General features: G+C 49.4%; 18 protein-coding genes. All 18 read right to left on the bottom strand.

Features of this window, described 5'->3' with window-relative positions:
• Positions 1–17 precede the first annotated feature (17 nt).
• The 18 genes from ACO05E_RS17635 to ACO05E_RS17550 all read right to left on the bottom strand — a co-directional run bounded on the left by ACO05E_RS17635 (position 18) and on the right by ACO05E_RS17550 (position 14,590).
• The gene (locus ACO05E_RS17635) at positions 18–776 is read right to left on the bottom strand and encodes a capsid assembly protein (RefSeq protein WP_419810801.1); all 759 of its coding nucleotides are present in this window, start codon (positions 774–776) and stop codon (positions 18–20) included.
• Complete coding sequence (locus ACO05E_RS17630) at positions 776–2,308, bottom strand: portal protein (RefSeq protein WP_419810800.1); 1,533 nt, start codon at positions 2,306–2,308, stop codon at positions 776–778. Before ACO05E_RS17630 ends, ACO05E_RS17635 begins: the two co-directional genes overlap by 1 nt.
• 441 nt (positions 2,309–2,749) lie before the next feature.
• Positions 2,750–3,712: a ribonucleotide-diphosphate reductase subunit beta gene (locus ACO05E_RS17625; protein ID WP_419810799.1), complete on the bottom strand. Its 963-nt coding sequence runs from the start codon at positions 3,710–3,712 to the stop codon at positions 2,750–2,752.
• Positions 3,713–3,745: 33 nt separating this feature from the next.
• Positions 3,746–5,503, bottom strand: a complete 1,758-nt coding sequence (locus ACO05E_RS17620; RefSeq protein ID WP_419810798.1) for a ribonucleoside-diphosphate reductase subunit alpha — start codon at positions 5,501–5,503, stop codon at positions 3,746–3,748.
• On the bottom strand, positions 5,490–6,284 hold the full coding sequence (locus ACO05E_RS17615; protein ID WP_419810797.1) for a hypothetical protein: 795 nt from the start codon (positions 6,282–6,284) through the stop codon (positions 5,490–5,492). The genes ACO05E_RS17620 and ACO05E_RS17615 overlap by 14 nt, the downstream gene beginning before the upstream one ends.
• Positions 6,277–6,483, bottom strand: a complete 207-nt coding sequence (locus ACO05E_RS17610; protein ID WP_419810796.1) for a hypothetical protein — start codon at positions 6,481–6,483, stop codon at positions 6,277–6,279. The genes ACO05E_RS17615 and ACO05E_RS17610 overlap by 8 nt, the downstream gene beginning before the upstream one ends.
• Before the next feature lie 117 nt (positions 6,484–6,600).
• Positions 6,601–7,518, bottom strand: a complete 918-nt coding sequence (locus ACO05E_RS17605; RefSeq protein ID WP_419810795.1) for an SPFH domain-containing protein — start codon at positions 7,516–7,518, stop codon at positions 6,601–6,603.
• Positions 7,518–7,715 (bottom strand): hypothetical protein, encoded by a 198-nt coding sequence (locus ACO05E_RS17600; protein ID WP_419810794.1) that lies wholly within the window; start codon positions 7,713–7,715, stop codon positions 7,518–7,520. The genes ACO05E_RS17605 and ACO05E_RS17600 overlap by 1 nt, the downstream gene beginning before the upstream one ends.
• A complete protein-coding gene (gene thyX / locus ACO05E_RS17595) occupies positions 7,705–8,397 on the bottom strand; it encodes an FAD-dependent thymidylate synthase (protein WP_419810793.1) in 693 nt (230 codons plus the stop codon). The genes ACO05E_RS17600 and thyX overlap by 11 nt, the downstream gene beginning before the upstream one ends.
• Complete coding sequence (locus ACO05E_RS17590; protein WP_419810792.1) at positions 8,381–8,659, bottom strand: hypothetical protein; 279 nt, start codon at positions 8,657–8,659, stop codon at positions 8,381–8,383. Before ACO05E_RS17590 ends, thyX begins: the two co-directional genes overlap by 17 nt.
• A gap of 10 nt (positions 8,660–8,669) precedes the next feature.
• Positions 8,670–9,089, bottom strand: a complete 420-nt coding sequence (locus ACO05E_RS17585) for a hypothetical protein (RefSeq protein ID WP_419810791.1) — start codon at positions 9,087–9,089, stop codon at positions 8,670–8,672.
• A gap of 4 nt (positions 9,090–9,093) precedes the next feature.
• Complete coding sequence (locus ACO05E_RS17580; protein ID WP_419810790.1) at positions 9,094–9,477, bottom strand: hypothetical protein; 384 nt, start codon at positions 9,475–9,477, stop codon at positions 9,094–9,096.
• Between the two features lie 11 nt (positions 9,478–9,488).
• Positions 9,489–9,827 carry a group I intron-associated PD-(D/E)XK endonuclease gene (locus tag ACO05E_RS17575; RefSeq protein WP_419810789.1) on the bottom strand — a complete coding sequence of 113 codons (339 nt, stop codon included), beginning with the start codon at positions 9,825–9,827 and terminating at the stop codon, positions 9,489–9,491.
• Complete coding sequence (locus ACO05E_RS17570; protein WP_419810788.1) at positions 9,802–10,035, bottom strand: glutaredoxin family protein; 234 nt, start codon at positions 10,033–10,035, stop codon at positions 9,802–9,804. Before ACO05E_RS17570 ends, ACO05E_RS17575 begins: the two co-directional genes overlap by 26 nt.
• Before the next feature lie 2 nt (positions 10,036–10,037).
• Positions 10,038–10,547 carry a hypothetical protein gene (locus ACO05E_RS17565; protein ID WP_419810787.1) on the bottom strand — a complete coding sequence of 170 codons (510 nt, stop codon included), beginning with the start codon at positions 10,545–10,547 and terminating at the stop codon, positions 10,038–10,040.
• Entirely contained in the window at positions 10,547–12,508 is a 1,962-nt protein-coding gene (locus ACO05E_RS17560; RefSeq protein ID WP_419810786.1) for a DNA polymerase, read from the bottom strand. The genes ACO05E_RS17565 and ACO05E_RS17560 overlap by 1 nt, the downstream gene beginning before the upstream one ends.
• Positions 12,508–14,169 (bottom strand): DnaB-like helicase C-terminal domain-containing protein, encoded by a 1,662-nt coding sequence (locus ACO05E_RS17555; protein ID WP_419810785.1) that lies wholly within the window; start codon positions 14,167–14,169, stop codon positions 12,508–12,510. Before ACO05E_RS17555 ends, ACO05E_RS17560 begins: the two co-directional genes overlap by 1 nt.
• A complete protein-coding gene (locus tag ACO05E_RS17550; protein ID WP_419810784.1) occupies positions 14,162–14,590 on the bottom strand; it encodes an N-acetylmuramoyl-L-alanine amidase in 429 nt (142 codons plus the stop codon). Before ACO05E_RS17550 ends, ACO05E_RS17555 begins: the two co-directional genes overlap by 8 nt.
• Between the last annotated feature and the right edge of the window lies 1 nt (position 14,591).

The raw sequence follows: 14,591 nt of genomic DNA, 5'->3' as shown, positions 1-14,591 counted from the left end.
GGGAGAGGGGAAGGGGATTAGTAGTTGGAGATACCGAGGCGCTGGCGCACTTCTTCGCGGTAGGCAGGATCGTTCTCGTAACGGGCGGAACCCATTGCTTCAACAACTTCAGCGTTAGAACTGAACGGACGGATGCCGCTGCCATTGCCAGAGGATTCGGTTTGGAAACCGGCAGGTAAGCCGCCAGTGGCTTTGACGTACTGGGAATGCAGGCCCTGAACAGCCATCTTGGCTACTTCGATGTTGCCTGACTCAACTTGCAGGTTGTACGCTTGAAGCTGGGCCTCAGACAGTGTGTTAGCTGCCCACTTTGACATTGCATCGAAAGTAGACTGACCGCCTTCAAGGCCATCTAAAACTGAGTTCGTCAGTGCCAGCTGTGATGCTTCAATACCGGCGATATACTGATCAACGATGTCACGGCCAATGCCCATTTCAGACAACTTGGTGTAACTCTCATCAGACAGTGCGCCGTTCTGCTCATACTCAGCGGTGAACTGCTCCAATCCGGCAGGAACTTCAGCCTCTGCCTCTGCGTTAGCTTCTGGCTCGTCTTCAGTTTCTTTGGATTGGGACAGCTCCGCGTAAGCGGCAGCCATCTCTTCAGGAGTACTGAATTGTTCTGGCAGCCATTCTGGGCGCTCAGTCCCAGGTTCTTCGGTGGCTGGCTCTGCAAATTGCGGCAGGGTCTCGGCAGCCTGCTCTGCGGCAGCGTTGGCTTCAGCTTCTGCTGCGTCCTGATTATCAGGAGTGATTTCTAAATTTTCGGTGGACATTATTGCTCTGTAGCTGCTTTAGCTAACTGAGGTGCGACACCACGCGTGAGATCGCCAGCCAGTGCCTGCATTTGCTGCTGTTGCAGCTGCTGTTGCTCTAACTGTTTCTGCTCCGCCGTCTTAATGAGACCTTCAGTGTGTAGGCCAGACGACGCTGCATAGCGTTGGACAAGATCGCTCATGTTGATTTCACGGTAAGCCTCTTCGCCTAACTGGGAGATGCCTGCCATGAATGCGTCGATCTTAGAGCGATCAAGATCACGACCGATTGCTTCCATACCTGTCACCACTTGTGGCTTCAGATAATCTTCAGGAAACTCAGGCATTTTGCCTTGTGTCGTCATCTCGCGGAGGATGGTGCGTACAACAGGTAGTTGCAGCTCTTGGGAAAGAAGTGAAAAGATGCCGCCTAAGCCATTTTCAAGCTCAGAGGCCATGTACCGGATTTCTTCTGCCGTGACACGCTCGCCATTACGTTGAACAGAACTGCTCAGCATAAAGGCCCGTGACAGACGGATTTCGATACGCTCAGCGAACTGTAGCGCGAAGTTAAAGTCTGCGGACTTATCGACAGATAAGACAGAAATGTCATCAGAACGCCCGTTAGCGAAGCCTAAGTTTTCTGCTTCTTCGATCTCTTTCAGATCAACGGTGGAGTTCGGATTGACAAGGAAAAGGATGCGGGCCTTTGCGGCTGCGCCTTCAACGAGTGCTTTTGAAAGTCCTTCCAGAGATAACAGGTCTCCGGCGTATTCTTCGACAAAACCACGGCCATACGCTTCATTCTCTACGCGGCTAAAACGTAACGCCAAAAACGGATTGGTGTCGTTATCGAAAGTAGCGCGTGAGTCAGGAATCTGAACGTCGTTAACTTCTTGGTAAAGTACATACTTGTTCGGGCCGGTCATGGTGAGCCGGGTGTAGCGATCCACTTCAAGCTCAGTCAGCGGCTTGCTGTTATTTTTTTTTATTTTTAAGTGAGCGTGAAGGTTTTCGTCGATTTTAGAAACGGCAACGGTTTCTTTAATGATGATCTCCGTGGCTGTTCCATCACTGCGTCGATCAACGACATAGCTAGACAGCGGGAAAACACGCATTGCTTCAGAATTCGGGATTTGGAAAATCAGGACATTTCCGCTCAAGATCAAGTGACGCAAGGCTTCGTACATAGGCACACGGAAAGCACGGGTCTCGATTTCCATCAAGGCTGTACGTTCAATAGTTGCCAGTGCGCGTTCAATGCGGCCACGTTTGTCATCGTCATCAGCAATAGCTGCTAAGTCGAAGTCATCAATAGTTAGGCGGAAAAAGGGTTCGTTGGGAGGGAAGAGGGTAGTCAGTAAGCGGTTAGCGAGGTTATTGACACCACGGCTGCCGACAGACTGATAAGGGGTAGGGAATTGGGAGTGGGAGTTCGCGCCTTCTGGCGGATAAAAAGAGGGGATTGTGTATTTAGCCAGTTCTCGGGCGCGGTTCAGGTACGGGTCGCGTTTACCTACAAGCTGACTGTAACGTCGCTTGGCGGTAATCATCGGTTGATAGACAGTCCTGAAGAGTTGGAACCGGAATTGACGGAACGGGAAGCTACACGCAAGCTGCGTTTACCACGGCGACGGTTATCACGGCGGGAAGCGTTAGTTGATTCTTTACTTTCGATGTTATCAACTTCTTCGTTCTGTACTAAGGGAGCGGCTGGAGCGGGTGTGCTCGGACGCGGAGGGCGGGGTGCATTACACATGTTTGGAAGGGTTCTTAGCGAGTGCTTTGAGTTTTTGAATTACTTCACGTTGACCGATGATTTTTCCCTGCTCGAAGTCAGATAGCGGACGGTCTGGTAGACGGTCTGGAAAACTGGTTTCAAGCAGGGAAATTAAACGGTCAGTGATATAGAGGTCACTGTTCATTTAAGTGGGGGAAGGGAATGTATACTAAGGGGTTACATTTTTAAGGAAGGTTACTAAGTCGCACTTTTTTTAACTTGGGTACGTCCATTCACCTGTTAAAGAGCCGTTTGTGTAGTCTGTGACGCGACCTTCAAAGAAGTTTTTGAACGAATCGCCAGCGATGATCGAATTGATCCACGGCAGTGGGTTTTCATCGACGCCGTAAATGGTCTTCATGCCCAGCATCGTTAAACGGCGGTCAGCGATGTGGCGAATGAATTGCTTAACTTCATCAGCGGTCAGTCCTTCAATCGGCCCCATCTCGAATGCGATGTCGATCACTTTGTCTTCCAGAGATACTGCCGTGCGGAACATTTCGTAAATCTGGAATTTGAAGTCATCGGTGACTACATGTGGCAGCTCTTCGCAGAGCGTGTGGAACACCTTAGCCATTCCGATGACGTGAAGGGTCTCGTCTTTAACAGACCATTCTACGACTTCACACATACCACGCATCAGGCCGAAACGCTCATAGTTCAGCAACATAGCAAATGCGCTAAATAAGGACATACCCTCATTGCACACCGTCTGTGCCACGGAAAGTACCAACCCTTCGTCAGTGCTCAGGTCAGCCTGTTGCATGAACTCTACTTTCTCAGCCATCGCTTCATATTCCAGAAACGCGCTGTACTCACTGTCAGCCATGCCTAACGTATCGTTCAGTAGTGCATAAGCCCGCTGGTGCGTTCCTTCACGGGAGGCGATGGAAAGCAGCATGTTGCGGATTTCGTTGTTCTTGAAATGCGGAATGAACATTTCACAATAGTTACCGCCGACAACAACATCAGTCTGCGTGAACAGACGGAGAATTTGGACGATGTGGTTCATCTGCCCGGCAGTTAAAGCACCGGTCTTGATCTGCTCAACGTCTTTCTGAAGGTCAAGCTCCCACGTCCCCCAGTGGGCCTTTTCGGACGCTTCTGCAAGCTCCATTGCCCATGGATAACGGAACGGTTTATAGGTTACTGATGGGGTCAAAACGCCTGCTGGCATCACAAAACCTCTTGGTAAATGGTGGAGGGCCGGTCAGCCCTCGCAAGATAAACAATCAGAAGGCTCAGCGTCTTTTAGCGCCTTGCGTTCCACTTTTTCGTGCAGGTTGTCAGCTTTCGACTCTGCCTCTGTGCGGTAGTAATACAGGCCCTTCAGCGGCGATAAAGCTGCCTTCAGGTGTACTGAGTTCACATAGCTGCGCTCAGAACCGGCAGGGAAGAATAGGTTGACTGATTGGCCTTGGCAGATATGCGGCTGGCGTGTCGCTGCGTGTTCTACTACCCAGTGCTGGTCAATATCGAAGGCCCGCTTGAATACTTCTTTCTCATGCGGAGTGAAGCGCTCGTTATCAGCGATAGAGCCACGGGCCGCCTCGATCTCAGTCCAGACCTGTTCAACTTCGTCCGGGTAACGCTCGTGGATGATCAAGTTCAGATACTTGTTGCGTACCAGAGCCGTGCCAGCGCGTGTGCGTTGGACAATCGCGTTCGACTGCCATACCTCAATAGACGGGGAGGTTCCCAGTAGAATTGAACTGTTGGCGTTCGGTGCCACTGCAAGTAAATGGCTGTTGCGCAACCCGGTGCCGATCATGTCTGGAGCTTCACCACGGATAGCCGCAAGGGCCTTTGAGCCTGCTACAGCTTCGCTTTTGATGTGGCTGAAAATGTGCTCACCGACGGCTACAGCAATGCCTGTTTCATACGGAATACTGTTCTTCTGGAGATATGAATGGAAACCCATAGCTCCAATGCCCAGCGGACGCTCAGCGAACGCACCGGCAACAGCACGGGACATTTCATCGGGTGCGTTCTCAAGGAAGTATTCAATGACGTTATCAAGGAATTCCACCAAGTCACGTACCAGCGATGTGTCCTTCCACTCGTCGAACTTCTCCAGATTCAGGCTGGACAGACAGCAGACAGCGCTGCGTGATGCTGAAGTTGGTAAGTGGATTTCGTTGCAAAGGTTGGAGCCATGAATCCTGCGGCCTTTATCCTTCAGCACTTGTGGAAGCGCGTCATTCGCGTCATCAATGAAATTTAGGTACGGCTCGCCAGTAGTTGCACGAGTATCCAGCAGCAGCTCCCAAAGCTGACGGGCAGGCATTGTGTCGCGGACTTCACCTGTTGCTGGGCAAATCAGTTCCCACTGTTCGCCATTCACAATAGCTTCAAGGAACTTGCGGGTGACGTTAACGCCGTGATGAAGGTTCAGGCATTTACGGTCAGGGTCGCCCCCGGTAGGACGACGGTAGTTGACGAATTCTACGATGTCAGGATGCGTGTCATCCATGTAAGCCGCGTAGCTACCTTTCCGGGTCTTCCCTTGACGGTACGCCTTCATATCAGCGTCAACAGTCTTCAGGAATGGGATAGGGCCGGGGCTTTTATCGGAAACACCGCGCACATCGTTCCAGTGTCCACCGACGCCACCGCCAGTGATGCTCATCCAACGCAGCTCTTCAGAGTGGCTGATCAGACCTTCTACAGTGTCCGGCACGTAAGTCAGGAAGCAGCTAATAGGCAGGCCACGGCCCTTCTTGATTACTTCTACTTTGCCGTCAGCGTTTACTTTTACTTCAGGAGCGTTGGAGAGAATCGGGGAAGAAACCATAAACCAGCCACGCTGCAAGGCTTCATTGATCCGGTTTGCCAATAAAAGGTTATTTCCGCAGAAAGCGGTGGCAACACGGGTGAAGGCTTCTTCGGGGGTTTTTTCATTTTCTAAAAGGTAGAACCCGCTCAGTAAACGGCGGGCGTAATCGGAGTATGCGTTATTCAAAGTCATCCGGTGTCCAGTGGATCACGCGCTGAGCTTCCATGTCATAATCGGTGTGGCGTAGAATCCGTGCCATTCGCGCATTAAGAAGGGCGTCGTCGGCAGTTAAGTCTTTCGATACGAACGCAGAGGTAATTGCATCCCACCATAACTTGCGTAGATCATTTTCATCTTCACCGTCCCATTCATCTTCACATTTGGCGAACAGCTTTGCTGCTGTTTTCGGGCCGTAGCTCGGGCAGCCTTTATAGCCGTCAGTGGTGTCGCCGGTTAGTGTTTGGGTCAGGAACATTTCATCGGCTTCAAGATCAGTCATAAACTTAATCTTGCAACCATCTTTAATGTCGCAGTAATAGTTGGGAATTGTCAGCAGGTCTTTATCTTCGCTGGCGATTACAACTTCACGGCCTTTGTAGGTTCCGAGTGAGCCATAAATTCCCAGCGTATCATCTGCTTCCAGAAAGGGGAGGGTCAGTACATCGTAGTTATCACGGATGTAGTCAACCATAAATGGATAACCAACAGGCTTTAGTCCTGTACGGTTTTCCTTATAGTCCGGGTTAAGCTCTTTACGGAAGTTTCCTAAACCGGACGACAGGCAGACAACCACCTTGTCGATTTTTGTTTTTTCTTTTAAATCAGCGATGTATTCATCGAAAAATTTATTTTGAATTGCTTCTTGAGCAAAGTGTGTAATCACACCGTTTTCGATAATTGATTCTAATGCAATCTGACAGGCGCGGAACGCGGGAATATCCGCGTCCACGAAAAGCACACGCTTTTTACTCACCAATAAGTTCCTTTAATTTTTCAGAAACATTAGTGGCGTGTAATTGCTCGTTAATTGTCTGCTCACGTTTGATTTCGAGATTGACAATTTCCTTGGACTGCTTTTCAACTTTCTTACCAGCTTCGGTAATAAAAGTTTCCAGTTCAGTGATGGTGGTTTTAAAGCCAGCCAGAATTTTACTTAAAGGTTTTTTACCCATTGGACATTAACTCAAAGAATGAATAAAGGAAGTACAGCGCCGCTGAAAACACAAAGGCGTCGAACATTTTTTCGGTGAACTGAGGGCCTTTCGGCCCTTCTGGTTGAACGGTGTTGCTCACTCAATACCTCGTGAATCAAAGAGTAAATCAGCGTTACTGCCCATCATCATTTTAGGCATTGCACCGTCCCACGTTTCCGCCTTCTTCATTTCCACTTCCAGCTCTAGCTTTTTCAGAACTGACGGGTTTTGGCGGATCGCTTTACCCATGGCCGCTAAGCCTTCAGCTTCCAGCTTCTGTGATTCCATCTTACCGCGAGCACCTTCAATCAGTGCGTTAGCGGTAGACTTGGCAGCTGCTTCATCAGCTTGCGCCTGAACTACTTTCTGCTGTGCTCGCTTCTCAATTTGATCCAGTTTCGCTTGTTCCTGTAGAACCGCTTCCTCACGTTGTTTCGTCTTAACGATCTGAGCTTTAATTACAGGGTCTAACGTAATCTCCTGAATAAATACATCAGAAATCGTATAGCCGTATTGCATTGCGTATGTCGCTACCTCTTTCTGAATGGCGCTTTGTAGGCGGCTTTGGATTTCAGATTTAAACAGGTCTTGAGCCTTCGGAACGGTCTTGCCGAACTCACGTACAACGGACAGTAATTTCTGACGAACGTATTTGTGCAGAGCCTGTTCTTCAGTACCACCTTCGCGTCGTAAAGTATTGACTGCTGCCGGATCAATTCGATACATCAAAGTAATATCGACCGATGATGCGAATTTATCCTGAGAAGGTACTGACAGTTGACGCAGCTCATAGGCTTGGTCTTGGATAGAGAATTCATCAAAGGACGCCATAGGGTTCACTACATGGAAACCTTCAGCCAGTGGCGGCTGATCGCTGACCTTACCGAAAAGTGTCTGAGCTTTTACATGGCCTGCCGGAACAGTTGTCCATGAGTTTAAGGCGATGATAACTGCAAAGAGTACCGCAGCTACGATGCCGCCTGTTTTTAAAAGTGCTTTGTCTTGCTTGGTCATTAATAGAACCATCCTGTTAGTGCGCCCAAAGGCAGTACGAAAATACCGATAGCAGACGCAATAAATTCTGTTTGCGCTGCTTCGTATTGGAAAAGGTTGTTGAAATTTAAAATCCAGCCAATGACGGCCAAGATAATAGCGACGACCCAAATTAAAGAAATGGACTCAACAAACGTGAGTGTCATTTTATTTGCCACCTGTCAGTGCCTCCCACGACACTGGGAATAATCGACCAACTTCAGCGCCGATCACTTCAGCCAACTCACGGATTTCTTTCTGAGCATGAACGTCAGTACGCTGATTGAAGAAGCGAGCGAAAGCTGCAAGGCTGCCAGTCCATACCCAGTTCACTACAGCACCTTGCGGTAGAATGAATCGGGCCTGCTCAGGACAAACGCCATCAGCGATCATGTCCATGTAAGTGTCCACGGTAGTAGTCATCATGGGTTCAGTAATTTCCCGCCAGATACCGCTATGCGGGTGAACACCTTCAGAGCCTTGCTTAACTGAGCCTTCCGGTTTCTTGCGGAATTCTTTTGGAATAAAGATTTCAGGGCGACAAGAAATGTAGCGGCGGGACTCTTCGTTTTCGACAAAGCCGGACTTGTGTTTAAAACACTGAGTACGGATAGGAACCGGGGCCGACACACGGAATTTAATTGCCGTATGTGCGAACGGTGTCCAGTGGTTATGCTTTGCCAGATAACGGATTAAAGCGGAATGACTACGGCAGCCTAGTTTCTCAGCCTCGATGTCATCAATGAATTTCTGAACTTCAGCGTCATCTGCAAAGGAGACTTTCGCTGCCTGAACTACCGCTAAGTCGTCGCCCATGTGGTCGAGAAAAACGGCCCGACATTTATCAGTAATTGCTTGCACTAATGACTCCTGCAATTGAACGCAGCTGTGCGCGCATTTGTTTTAACTTTTCATACTCACGCGCTTCATCTTCTGAAAGCACATATACAGAAGCTGTGAAGTGCTGGGCGAGGCCGTCACGGCGGACATGCACCATGCCACGGTCGTGCATTTCACGGGCCATGCTGCGACCAATTTCTTCAATGATTGCTTCACGCATCGGGTGTGAGTGTTTAACATCCATTGAATGTTCTAACGATACTTGCTGGCGTAATTCACGCATGATTTACCTACTATTTACTGGTGTAGTTTTGGCGGAGAAGGTTTAGGAAATACAAGGCTTGGCGGTAAGCGTATGGAGTGAAATTAAGATTCCAGTACGCCGATCCCATGCAGACACTTTCAACGGCGCTACGCTCGATAGCGTCCAGCTCGTTCTCTGTAATATATTTCGAGACATAAGCTGCGGTTGGGGAATACACCTCCACGTGTCCCATGCGTAGAGTTTTATCGGTAAAAATTTCGATCAACTTCTCGACGCAATGGATAGCCTTTTCAATATCTTCAAGGCCATTCTTAAAGCGATGGCGGCTTGCGTATTTAATCGCTGTATGCGTAATCGGATCGAAACCGGAATGTGTCGTGAAATCCCAGACCTGATATTTTTGGCCGACGTAGTGGCCTCCGCCTACTTGCTTGTCACTTGCAGACATTTGTTTAACTCAACTGATGTTTTAAAAGAACTCCGGCAATATCAGGCGCTTTAAAATTAGGGCCTTTCAATACCTTGCCGTCTTCGCGGAAAATCGGATTACCGTTGGCATCCAGTTTTGACATATTCGACTTGTGAACTTCGCGTAACAGTGCGCCAATCGGGAAGCCGTTTTTAACAGCCTGCTGAGCGGTGACGTAAATAATGTCAGCCAATGCGTCAGCGATTTCGATAGGGTTCTTGTCGTCCAGTGCTTCCGACAGTTCCCAAAGTTCCTCGTTAATAGCATTCCACATAAGGTCTGCGTCTTTTGCGTAAGGAGCTTTAGGTTCAGTCTGGACAGGCACTTGATATGTTTCGTTGAACTGAGTGACCAGCTCTTCAATCATGTTTATTCCTGCTAAATAAGGGGTTGGGTAAATTGATCCTGCTTGAACGACAAACGGCGGCGGCCATTCATTTCGTCAAACTTCAGGTAACGAACTTCGTAATCCGAAGGAAATACAACGGCTAATAAATCGAAGTCGCCTTTTTTGTATTTCGTTAAATCATTACCAGTGGAGAATCGCTGAAAGCTTGACTCATAGAGCAACTTGACCTGAATTTTCAGTGTCTCGCTGTTCTTTGTGGCAATCATATCGAACGGGTGCATATCACTTGTCGGGAAAGAGATTGCGTACCCTTTGCCCGACAAATCAGCAGCCACTAAATGTTCAGCTTGAACTGCTTTTGTACTCACTTTTAAAACCTTCAAAGGACATGAAAATATCGCGTTCAGTGTCGTGAATAATCGGCATGGATCGCATACCTGACTTCTCAACAATTGCGCCTGCGTTAATCGGGTCGCTGGCAATGTCGATATACTCAAAGTCAGCGCCAATACTTTCGGCATAATTTTTTGCCGCAGTGCAAGCTGCACAATTTGGCTTGGAATAAATCTTGATCATTTTCACCACGAAAAATTGTTAGCGTCTAAGTAGACTTGAGAGTGCCGCCGTAACGGGTCAGTACCGGCGTGATTTGCTGGGAGAATGTCTTTATGTGTTGCACGAATGAAGCCGCGCCAGCCGAACTCAACTGAGGCCGTGCCTCGATGTTCGTCCTTCTGAGTAAAGCGGTTCCATGTTTTAGGAGAAATAAAACGGGTCGTTCCGTCGGGATTACGGAACTCAGTCAGAGGCGCACCGGACAGCCATAAATACATAGGCTTATCTTGCTGAACTCGTGAGAAATCCTTCACGTTATTTACGCGTGGGATATTGTCGTAATGCCAGTTAGGGACGCACGGGAATTGGCCCGGCATGAGCATGTGAACCTTAACGTCCCATGTGAAATCCAACGGGTTCTCAGGGAAGTCCTTAAGCAGTTTAAGAACGTCAGGCATAAGCTCTGCCAGCTGTAGGAAAGAAGCCTGATGTACTCCGCAGTGCTGCTTTTCCCATTCAATTTCTTGTGACATCAATGTGTCTCCTTCCAGTTTTTACCGATACTGAATTCGCCAGTAATCGGCATACGGATGTTTAAGTCTTCGCCTGCTTTTTCCATTGCTTCGATGCAGATTTCACCGATCTTTTCCGCGATGTGCGGACGAACCAGTACCTGCACCTCGTCGTGGACGTATGCGACTTGTTTATAGTCACGGCCCTGAACAAAACCGGCTTCTTGAAGAGCGTGGTGGAAATAAACCATCCAGAGTTTTGAGATAATCGCGCCGCACGATTGCAGTAGAAAATTCAAAGCACTGTGTTGTGAACGGATAGGGATGCGACGACCATCTACAGCGCGGATATAGCCTTGCTTTTTAGCCTTCGCTTGGACGCCTTTCATTAAACCTTTTAGTGCGGGCATACCTTTCAGGAAGGCAGCTTTAATAGCCTTGCCTTTCTTCTTAACGATCTCTTCCGTATCACCGTCTTCAGCGATAAGAAGGCCGATCAGGAGGTCGCCGCCACCATAAATAAACGCGTAAATGAAGGTCTTTGCTAAGTCACGGGTAGGCAGGCCAGCAGCGATTTGGTTAGCAACATGGATGTCACCTTCCAGAATCTCACGGGCATATGAACCGTCATCAGCATTGAACGTGTAGTGCGCCAGACATCGCAGCTCAAGGCCGGAAAGGTCAGCGCCCATCATTACCCAGCCTTCAGGGGCGTGGAATAATTCACGACAGCGGCTACCGAACGGCTTCTTACAGCTCGGCACCTGCCCTAAGTTCGGCTGACTATGAGCACACCGGGCCGTTGCAGCGCCTACCGGATTCACGCGACCATGGATAACGCCGTTCTTATCGACCAGCTTCAGCCATGCGTTTTTACCAGTCGCCAGCTGTGAGATACGCTTTTTCAGCATAAACAGCCGAGCCAGCTTTTCAGCTATCGGGTGCTTAATGCTTCCCAGTACGTCCTCATCAATCTTGATGGAACCTTTGTCGGTGTACTCAATAGGCGTCCAACCGATCATCGCCGGTAAACGCTTACCGATATGATCCCGACTGGTAGGGTTAAACTGCACCCATTTAATAGCCGTATAGCGAGCGCCAGCAGTGGTTGGCTGAGTTGCTGGAATCAGATTGCCGTATTCATTTTCGACAAACTTCTTCGGGTTTATAGTGCGCTTCGGCACACGCTCGCCGTCGCTTTCCCACCAACCGCCGAAAATACCGCGCAGCTCATTCTCCAGAGGCTCTGCTTCTTCACGTAGGTCATACAGCAGCTGAATTGCAGCCGCTTCATCTAACGGGAAACCATCAAGCTCTTGCTGAAGCAGTATCTTTGCGACCTCATGTTCAAGGCCGATAACAAAGTCGGGAGTATCGAAGCGCCAGTCTTCCGTGCCTGTTTTATTTTCAGACAGCAGGTTGAACAGCTTGGTGGTTACTTCCACGTCCTGATCACAATACTCGCCCATGTCGATAGCGTATTGGCCGTAGTACGGAATCGTGTTCCATGTGTACGGCTCAGCGGTCTCAGGGTTTATGTAGTTCTCAGGCTTGAAGTCGCCCTTGTAATCGCCTAAACGATGTCCCCAGGATTCCAGCGAGTGACGGCCTGCCAGTTTTGCGGGGAGAGTGGTTCGACGTAATCGGATGTTGGCAAAGTCCATGTCCACTAAGTTGGGGTACAGGACTCGGCTAATCACCAGAGTATCAATGATGCGGCCTTTAGGTTTGAACCCGTAGAAACGCTCAAGCACCGGGTTGTCATAGCCGATGATGTTGTGACCGATAACTACGTCAGCAGTCTCAAGCATCGTGACCAGTTCAGCGTGTGTATAGACTTCAGGCGAGCGGAATATTTCGCCCGTGTCTACGTCCTTTATTCGGATAATGTGTACCTGAGTAACTTCATCCAGAAGGCCGTCTGTCTCAATGTCATAACTCAGGCGGCGGCCTGTTTTAAAGCCGCCAACCTTCAGAGCCATTAGTAATCTTGCCCCTCGTCTTGGAAGTCTTCACCTTCACTGGGGGGAACGCCTTCAGTCATCCGGCCCGTGTCTTCATTGAATTGCAGGTAGCCAGCAGGGCCTGTGCGTCCAGTAAAACGGCACTTCAGCGAGTGAAGCTGAGTGGTGTTCCGTTCAATTGGGTCAGAGGCTTTCTGGTTACGGCTTGCTGCATACACACCGTTTGATAACTGTTTAATGCCACCGGAACCGCGTAGATCGTCCAGAGATGGGACGCCGCCTTCTTCAAACGGTTTACGATTACCTGACGGTTTACGGAGGTGACAAATCAGACCGATATAAATAGGCATTTCCTGCGTCAGCTCTTTGAGCATGTGCATTAGCTTGTCGATCTGGCGGCGCTCGTCCCCATCCCCTTCCATGTCGCTGACCAGAATCGAAAGGTGATCCAGCCAGAAAAGCGACACATCAAAAGCGTGATGGTAGTAGCGAATAGTGTTAGAGATTTCGTCTTCATCCAGAGACCCGAACGCATCATAGAGCTGAATACGTTTGTTCCCGTTGTCGTCCGTTGCTAAAAACACATCTTCAAACGCTTGGCGTTCTTCTTCTTCAGTGCTTTCAACATCCGGCAAGTGGATGCGCTTGTTTAACTTCATTCCGATCAGGTGATCAGCAGTATCTTCAAGCGGCTCTTCAAGGTGAATGAGGGCCTGATTAAGATGAGTGGTTTCAAGGAAGTGCATTTGCAGCTCTTTGATGATCTGCGTTTTGCCCATACCTGATCCTGAAGTCCATGTGTCCAGCTCAGACAAACGAATACCGTAAGTCTTATCGTTCATGCCCTGCATAAAAACAGGGTACGGGTACGATGTCTGGTCAGGTCGGCTCTTGCGACGCCGCCAGATTTCTTCCCCGGACACGATGTTCTGTGGCTGATAGACCTTTGCCTCAAAGACTGCACGTTCAACGTCACGTCCGCGTCCTTCCTTCCAACATTCATTAATGTCTTTCAGCGGAAGCGAGCCGATTGCTGCGCGTTTGGGGGGAAGCATTTTGGCGCAACGGAGCGCTGCTGATTGGCCGTCGTCATCCATGTCAAACATGAAAATGACCAGCTCAAAACGCAGCAGGAAGTCCATACACTGCTTGATGTCTTTGTGAGCACCGCCTGCGCCTGACTTAATGGAAACAACAGGCCAGCGGCATTCAGTCATCTCAGCGTATGAGAGCGCATCAATCTCGCCTTCAGTTACGACGATCTTGCGGCCACCGTTCCAAAGGTGTTGACCGAATAGCACTGAGCCTTTCATGTTGCCTATCCACGGGAACTCTTTGTCCCGGTCACGGATATGCTGTGCAATGATGCGGCCCGTCTTATCACGGTAATTGGCAATTTGGACTGAACTGCCGCTCAGTGTACCAATGGTATAGCCGAAGCGTTTACAGGTAGCTTCGCTCAGCTTCCGCTTACGGAGGTCTTGGTATACTCCTTCAATAAGGCGTGAATCGCTCGCGGATAGATCGGTCGGGGTGTAATTCCCGTCACCATCGCCGTGCTCATAGGCTCCGCATTTGTGGCAGTAAGTGTGTCCGTCGGAATAAAGGACTTTAGCATCGCTGCTCCCACACTCTTCGCATGGGAGTTTGCCTTGCACTTGGACTGACTCTTCACTCATCGAAGTTCTCAGCCATGAATGCCGCCAGATCGAAGCACGGACATTCCTTTTTGGAATCCAGTTCGTTATGGCCGACCACTTCCGAACCGGCAATCTGCTCTACAGAGTCCAATGTGGTAATCAGGTTAGCCAGCGCCTTGAACTGCTCGTCGGTGAAGTTATCTTCAGCCTGATCGTCTTCGCCCAGACCACCGACCATGGCAATACCAATCGAATCACTGTTGAAGCCGCGAACATGAGCGCCCGGTGTTGCGATAGGGCGGCCCAGCTCCACGGTGCCGTCGCGGCAAATTACAAAGTGATAACCAATGTCTGCCCAGCCGTTTTCGTTTACGTGGACTTGACGTACCCAGTCAGCATCTACGTTCATGTCTGCATAGGTAGCTGTACTGTGAATTACAATACGATTAATTTGACGCATG

It is taken from the genome of Bacterioplanoides sp., assembly GCF_965226395.1.
Lineage (GTDB): Bacteria > Pseudomonadota > Gammaproteobacteria > Pseudomonadales > Oceanobacteraceae > Bacterioplanoides.
Note: the sequence above shows the minus strand (reverse complement) of the source record. Positions and strands in the feature narration are given on the sequence as shown.

Bases quoted from the DNA above. Each gene is read 5' to 3' on its own strand.
- ACO05E_RS17585 (WP_419810791.1), bottom strand. From the start codon at position 9,089: ATGTCTGCAAGTGACAAGCAAGTAGGCGGAGGCCACTACGTCGGCCAA.
- ACO05E_RS17565 (WP_419810787.1), bottom strand. From the start codon at position 10,547: ATGTCACAAGAAATTGAATGGGAAAAGCAGCACTGCGGAGTACATCAG.
- ACO05E_RS17590 (WP_419810792.1), bottom strand. From the start codon at position 8,659: ATGCGTGAATTACGCCAGCAAGTATCGTTAGAACATTCAATGGATGTT.
- ACO05E_RS17550 (WP_419810784.1), bottom strand. From the start codon at position 14,590: ATGCGTCAAATTAATCGTATTGTAATTCACAGTACAGCTACCTATGCA.
- ACO05E_RS17625 (WP_419810799.1), bottom strand. From the start codon at position 3,712: ATGCCAGCAGGCGTTTTGACCCCATCAGTAACCTATAAACCGTTCCGT.
- ACO05E_RS17555 (WP_419810785.1), bottom strand. From the start codon at position 14,169: ATGAGTGAAGAGTCAGTCCAAGTGCAAGGCAAACTCCCATGCGAAGAG.
- ACO05E_RS17560 (WP_419810786.1), bottom strand. From the start codon at position 12,508: ATGGCTCTGAAGGTTGGCGGCTTTAAAACAGGCCGCCGCCTGAGTTAT.
- ACO05E_RS17570 (WP_419810788.1), bottom strand. From the start codon at position 10,035: ATGATCAAGATTTATTCCAAGCCAAATTGTGCAGCTTGCACTGCGGCA.
- ACO05E_RS17620 (WP_419810798.1), bottom strand. From the start codon at position 5,503: ATGACTTTGAATAACGCATACTCCGATTACGCCCGCCGTTTACTGAGC.
- ACO05E_RS17630 (WP_419810800.1), bottom strand. From the start codon at position 2,308: ATGATTACCGCCAAGCGACGTTACAGTCAGCTTGTAGGTAAACGCGAC.
- ACO05E_RS17635 (WP_419810801.1), bottom strand. From the start codon at position 776: ATGTCCACCGAAAATTTAGAAATCACTCCTGATAATCAGGACGCAGCA.
- ACO05E_RS17605 (WP_419810795.1), bottom strand. From the start codon at position 7,518: ATGACCAAGCAAGACAAAGCACTTTTAAAAACAGGCGGCATCGTAGCT.
- ACO05E_RS17580 (WP_419810790.1), bottom strand. From the start codon at position 9,477: ATGATTGAAGAGCTGGTCACTCAGTTCAACGAAACATATCAAGTGCCT.
- ACO05E_RS17610 (WP_419810796.1), bottom strand. From the start codon at position 6,483: ATGGGTAAAAAACCTTTAAGTAAAATTCTGGCTGGCTTTAAAACCACC.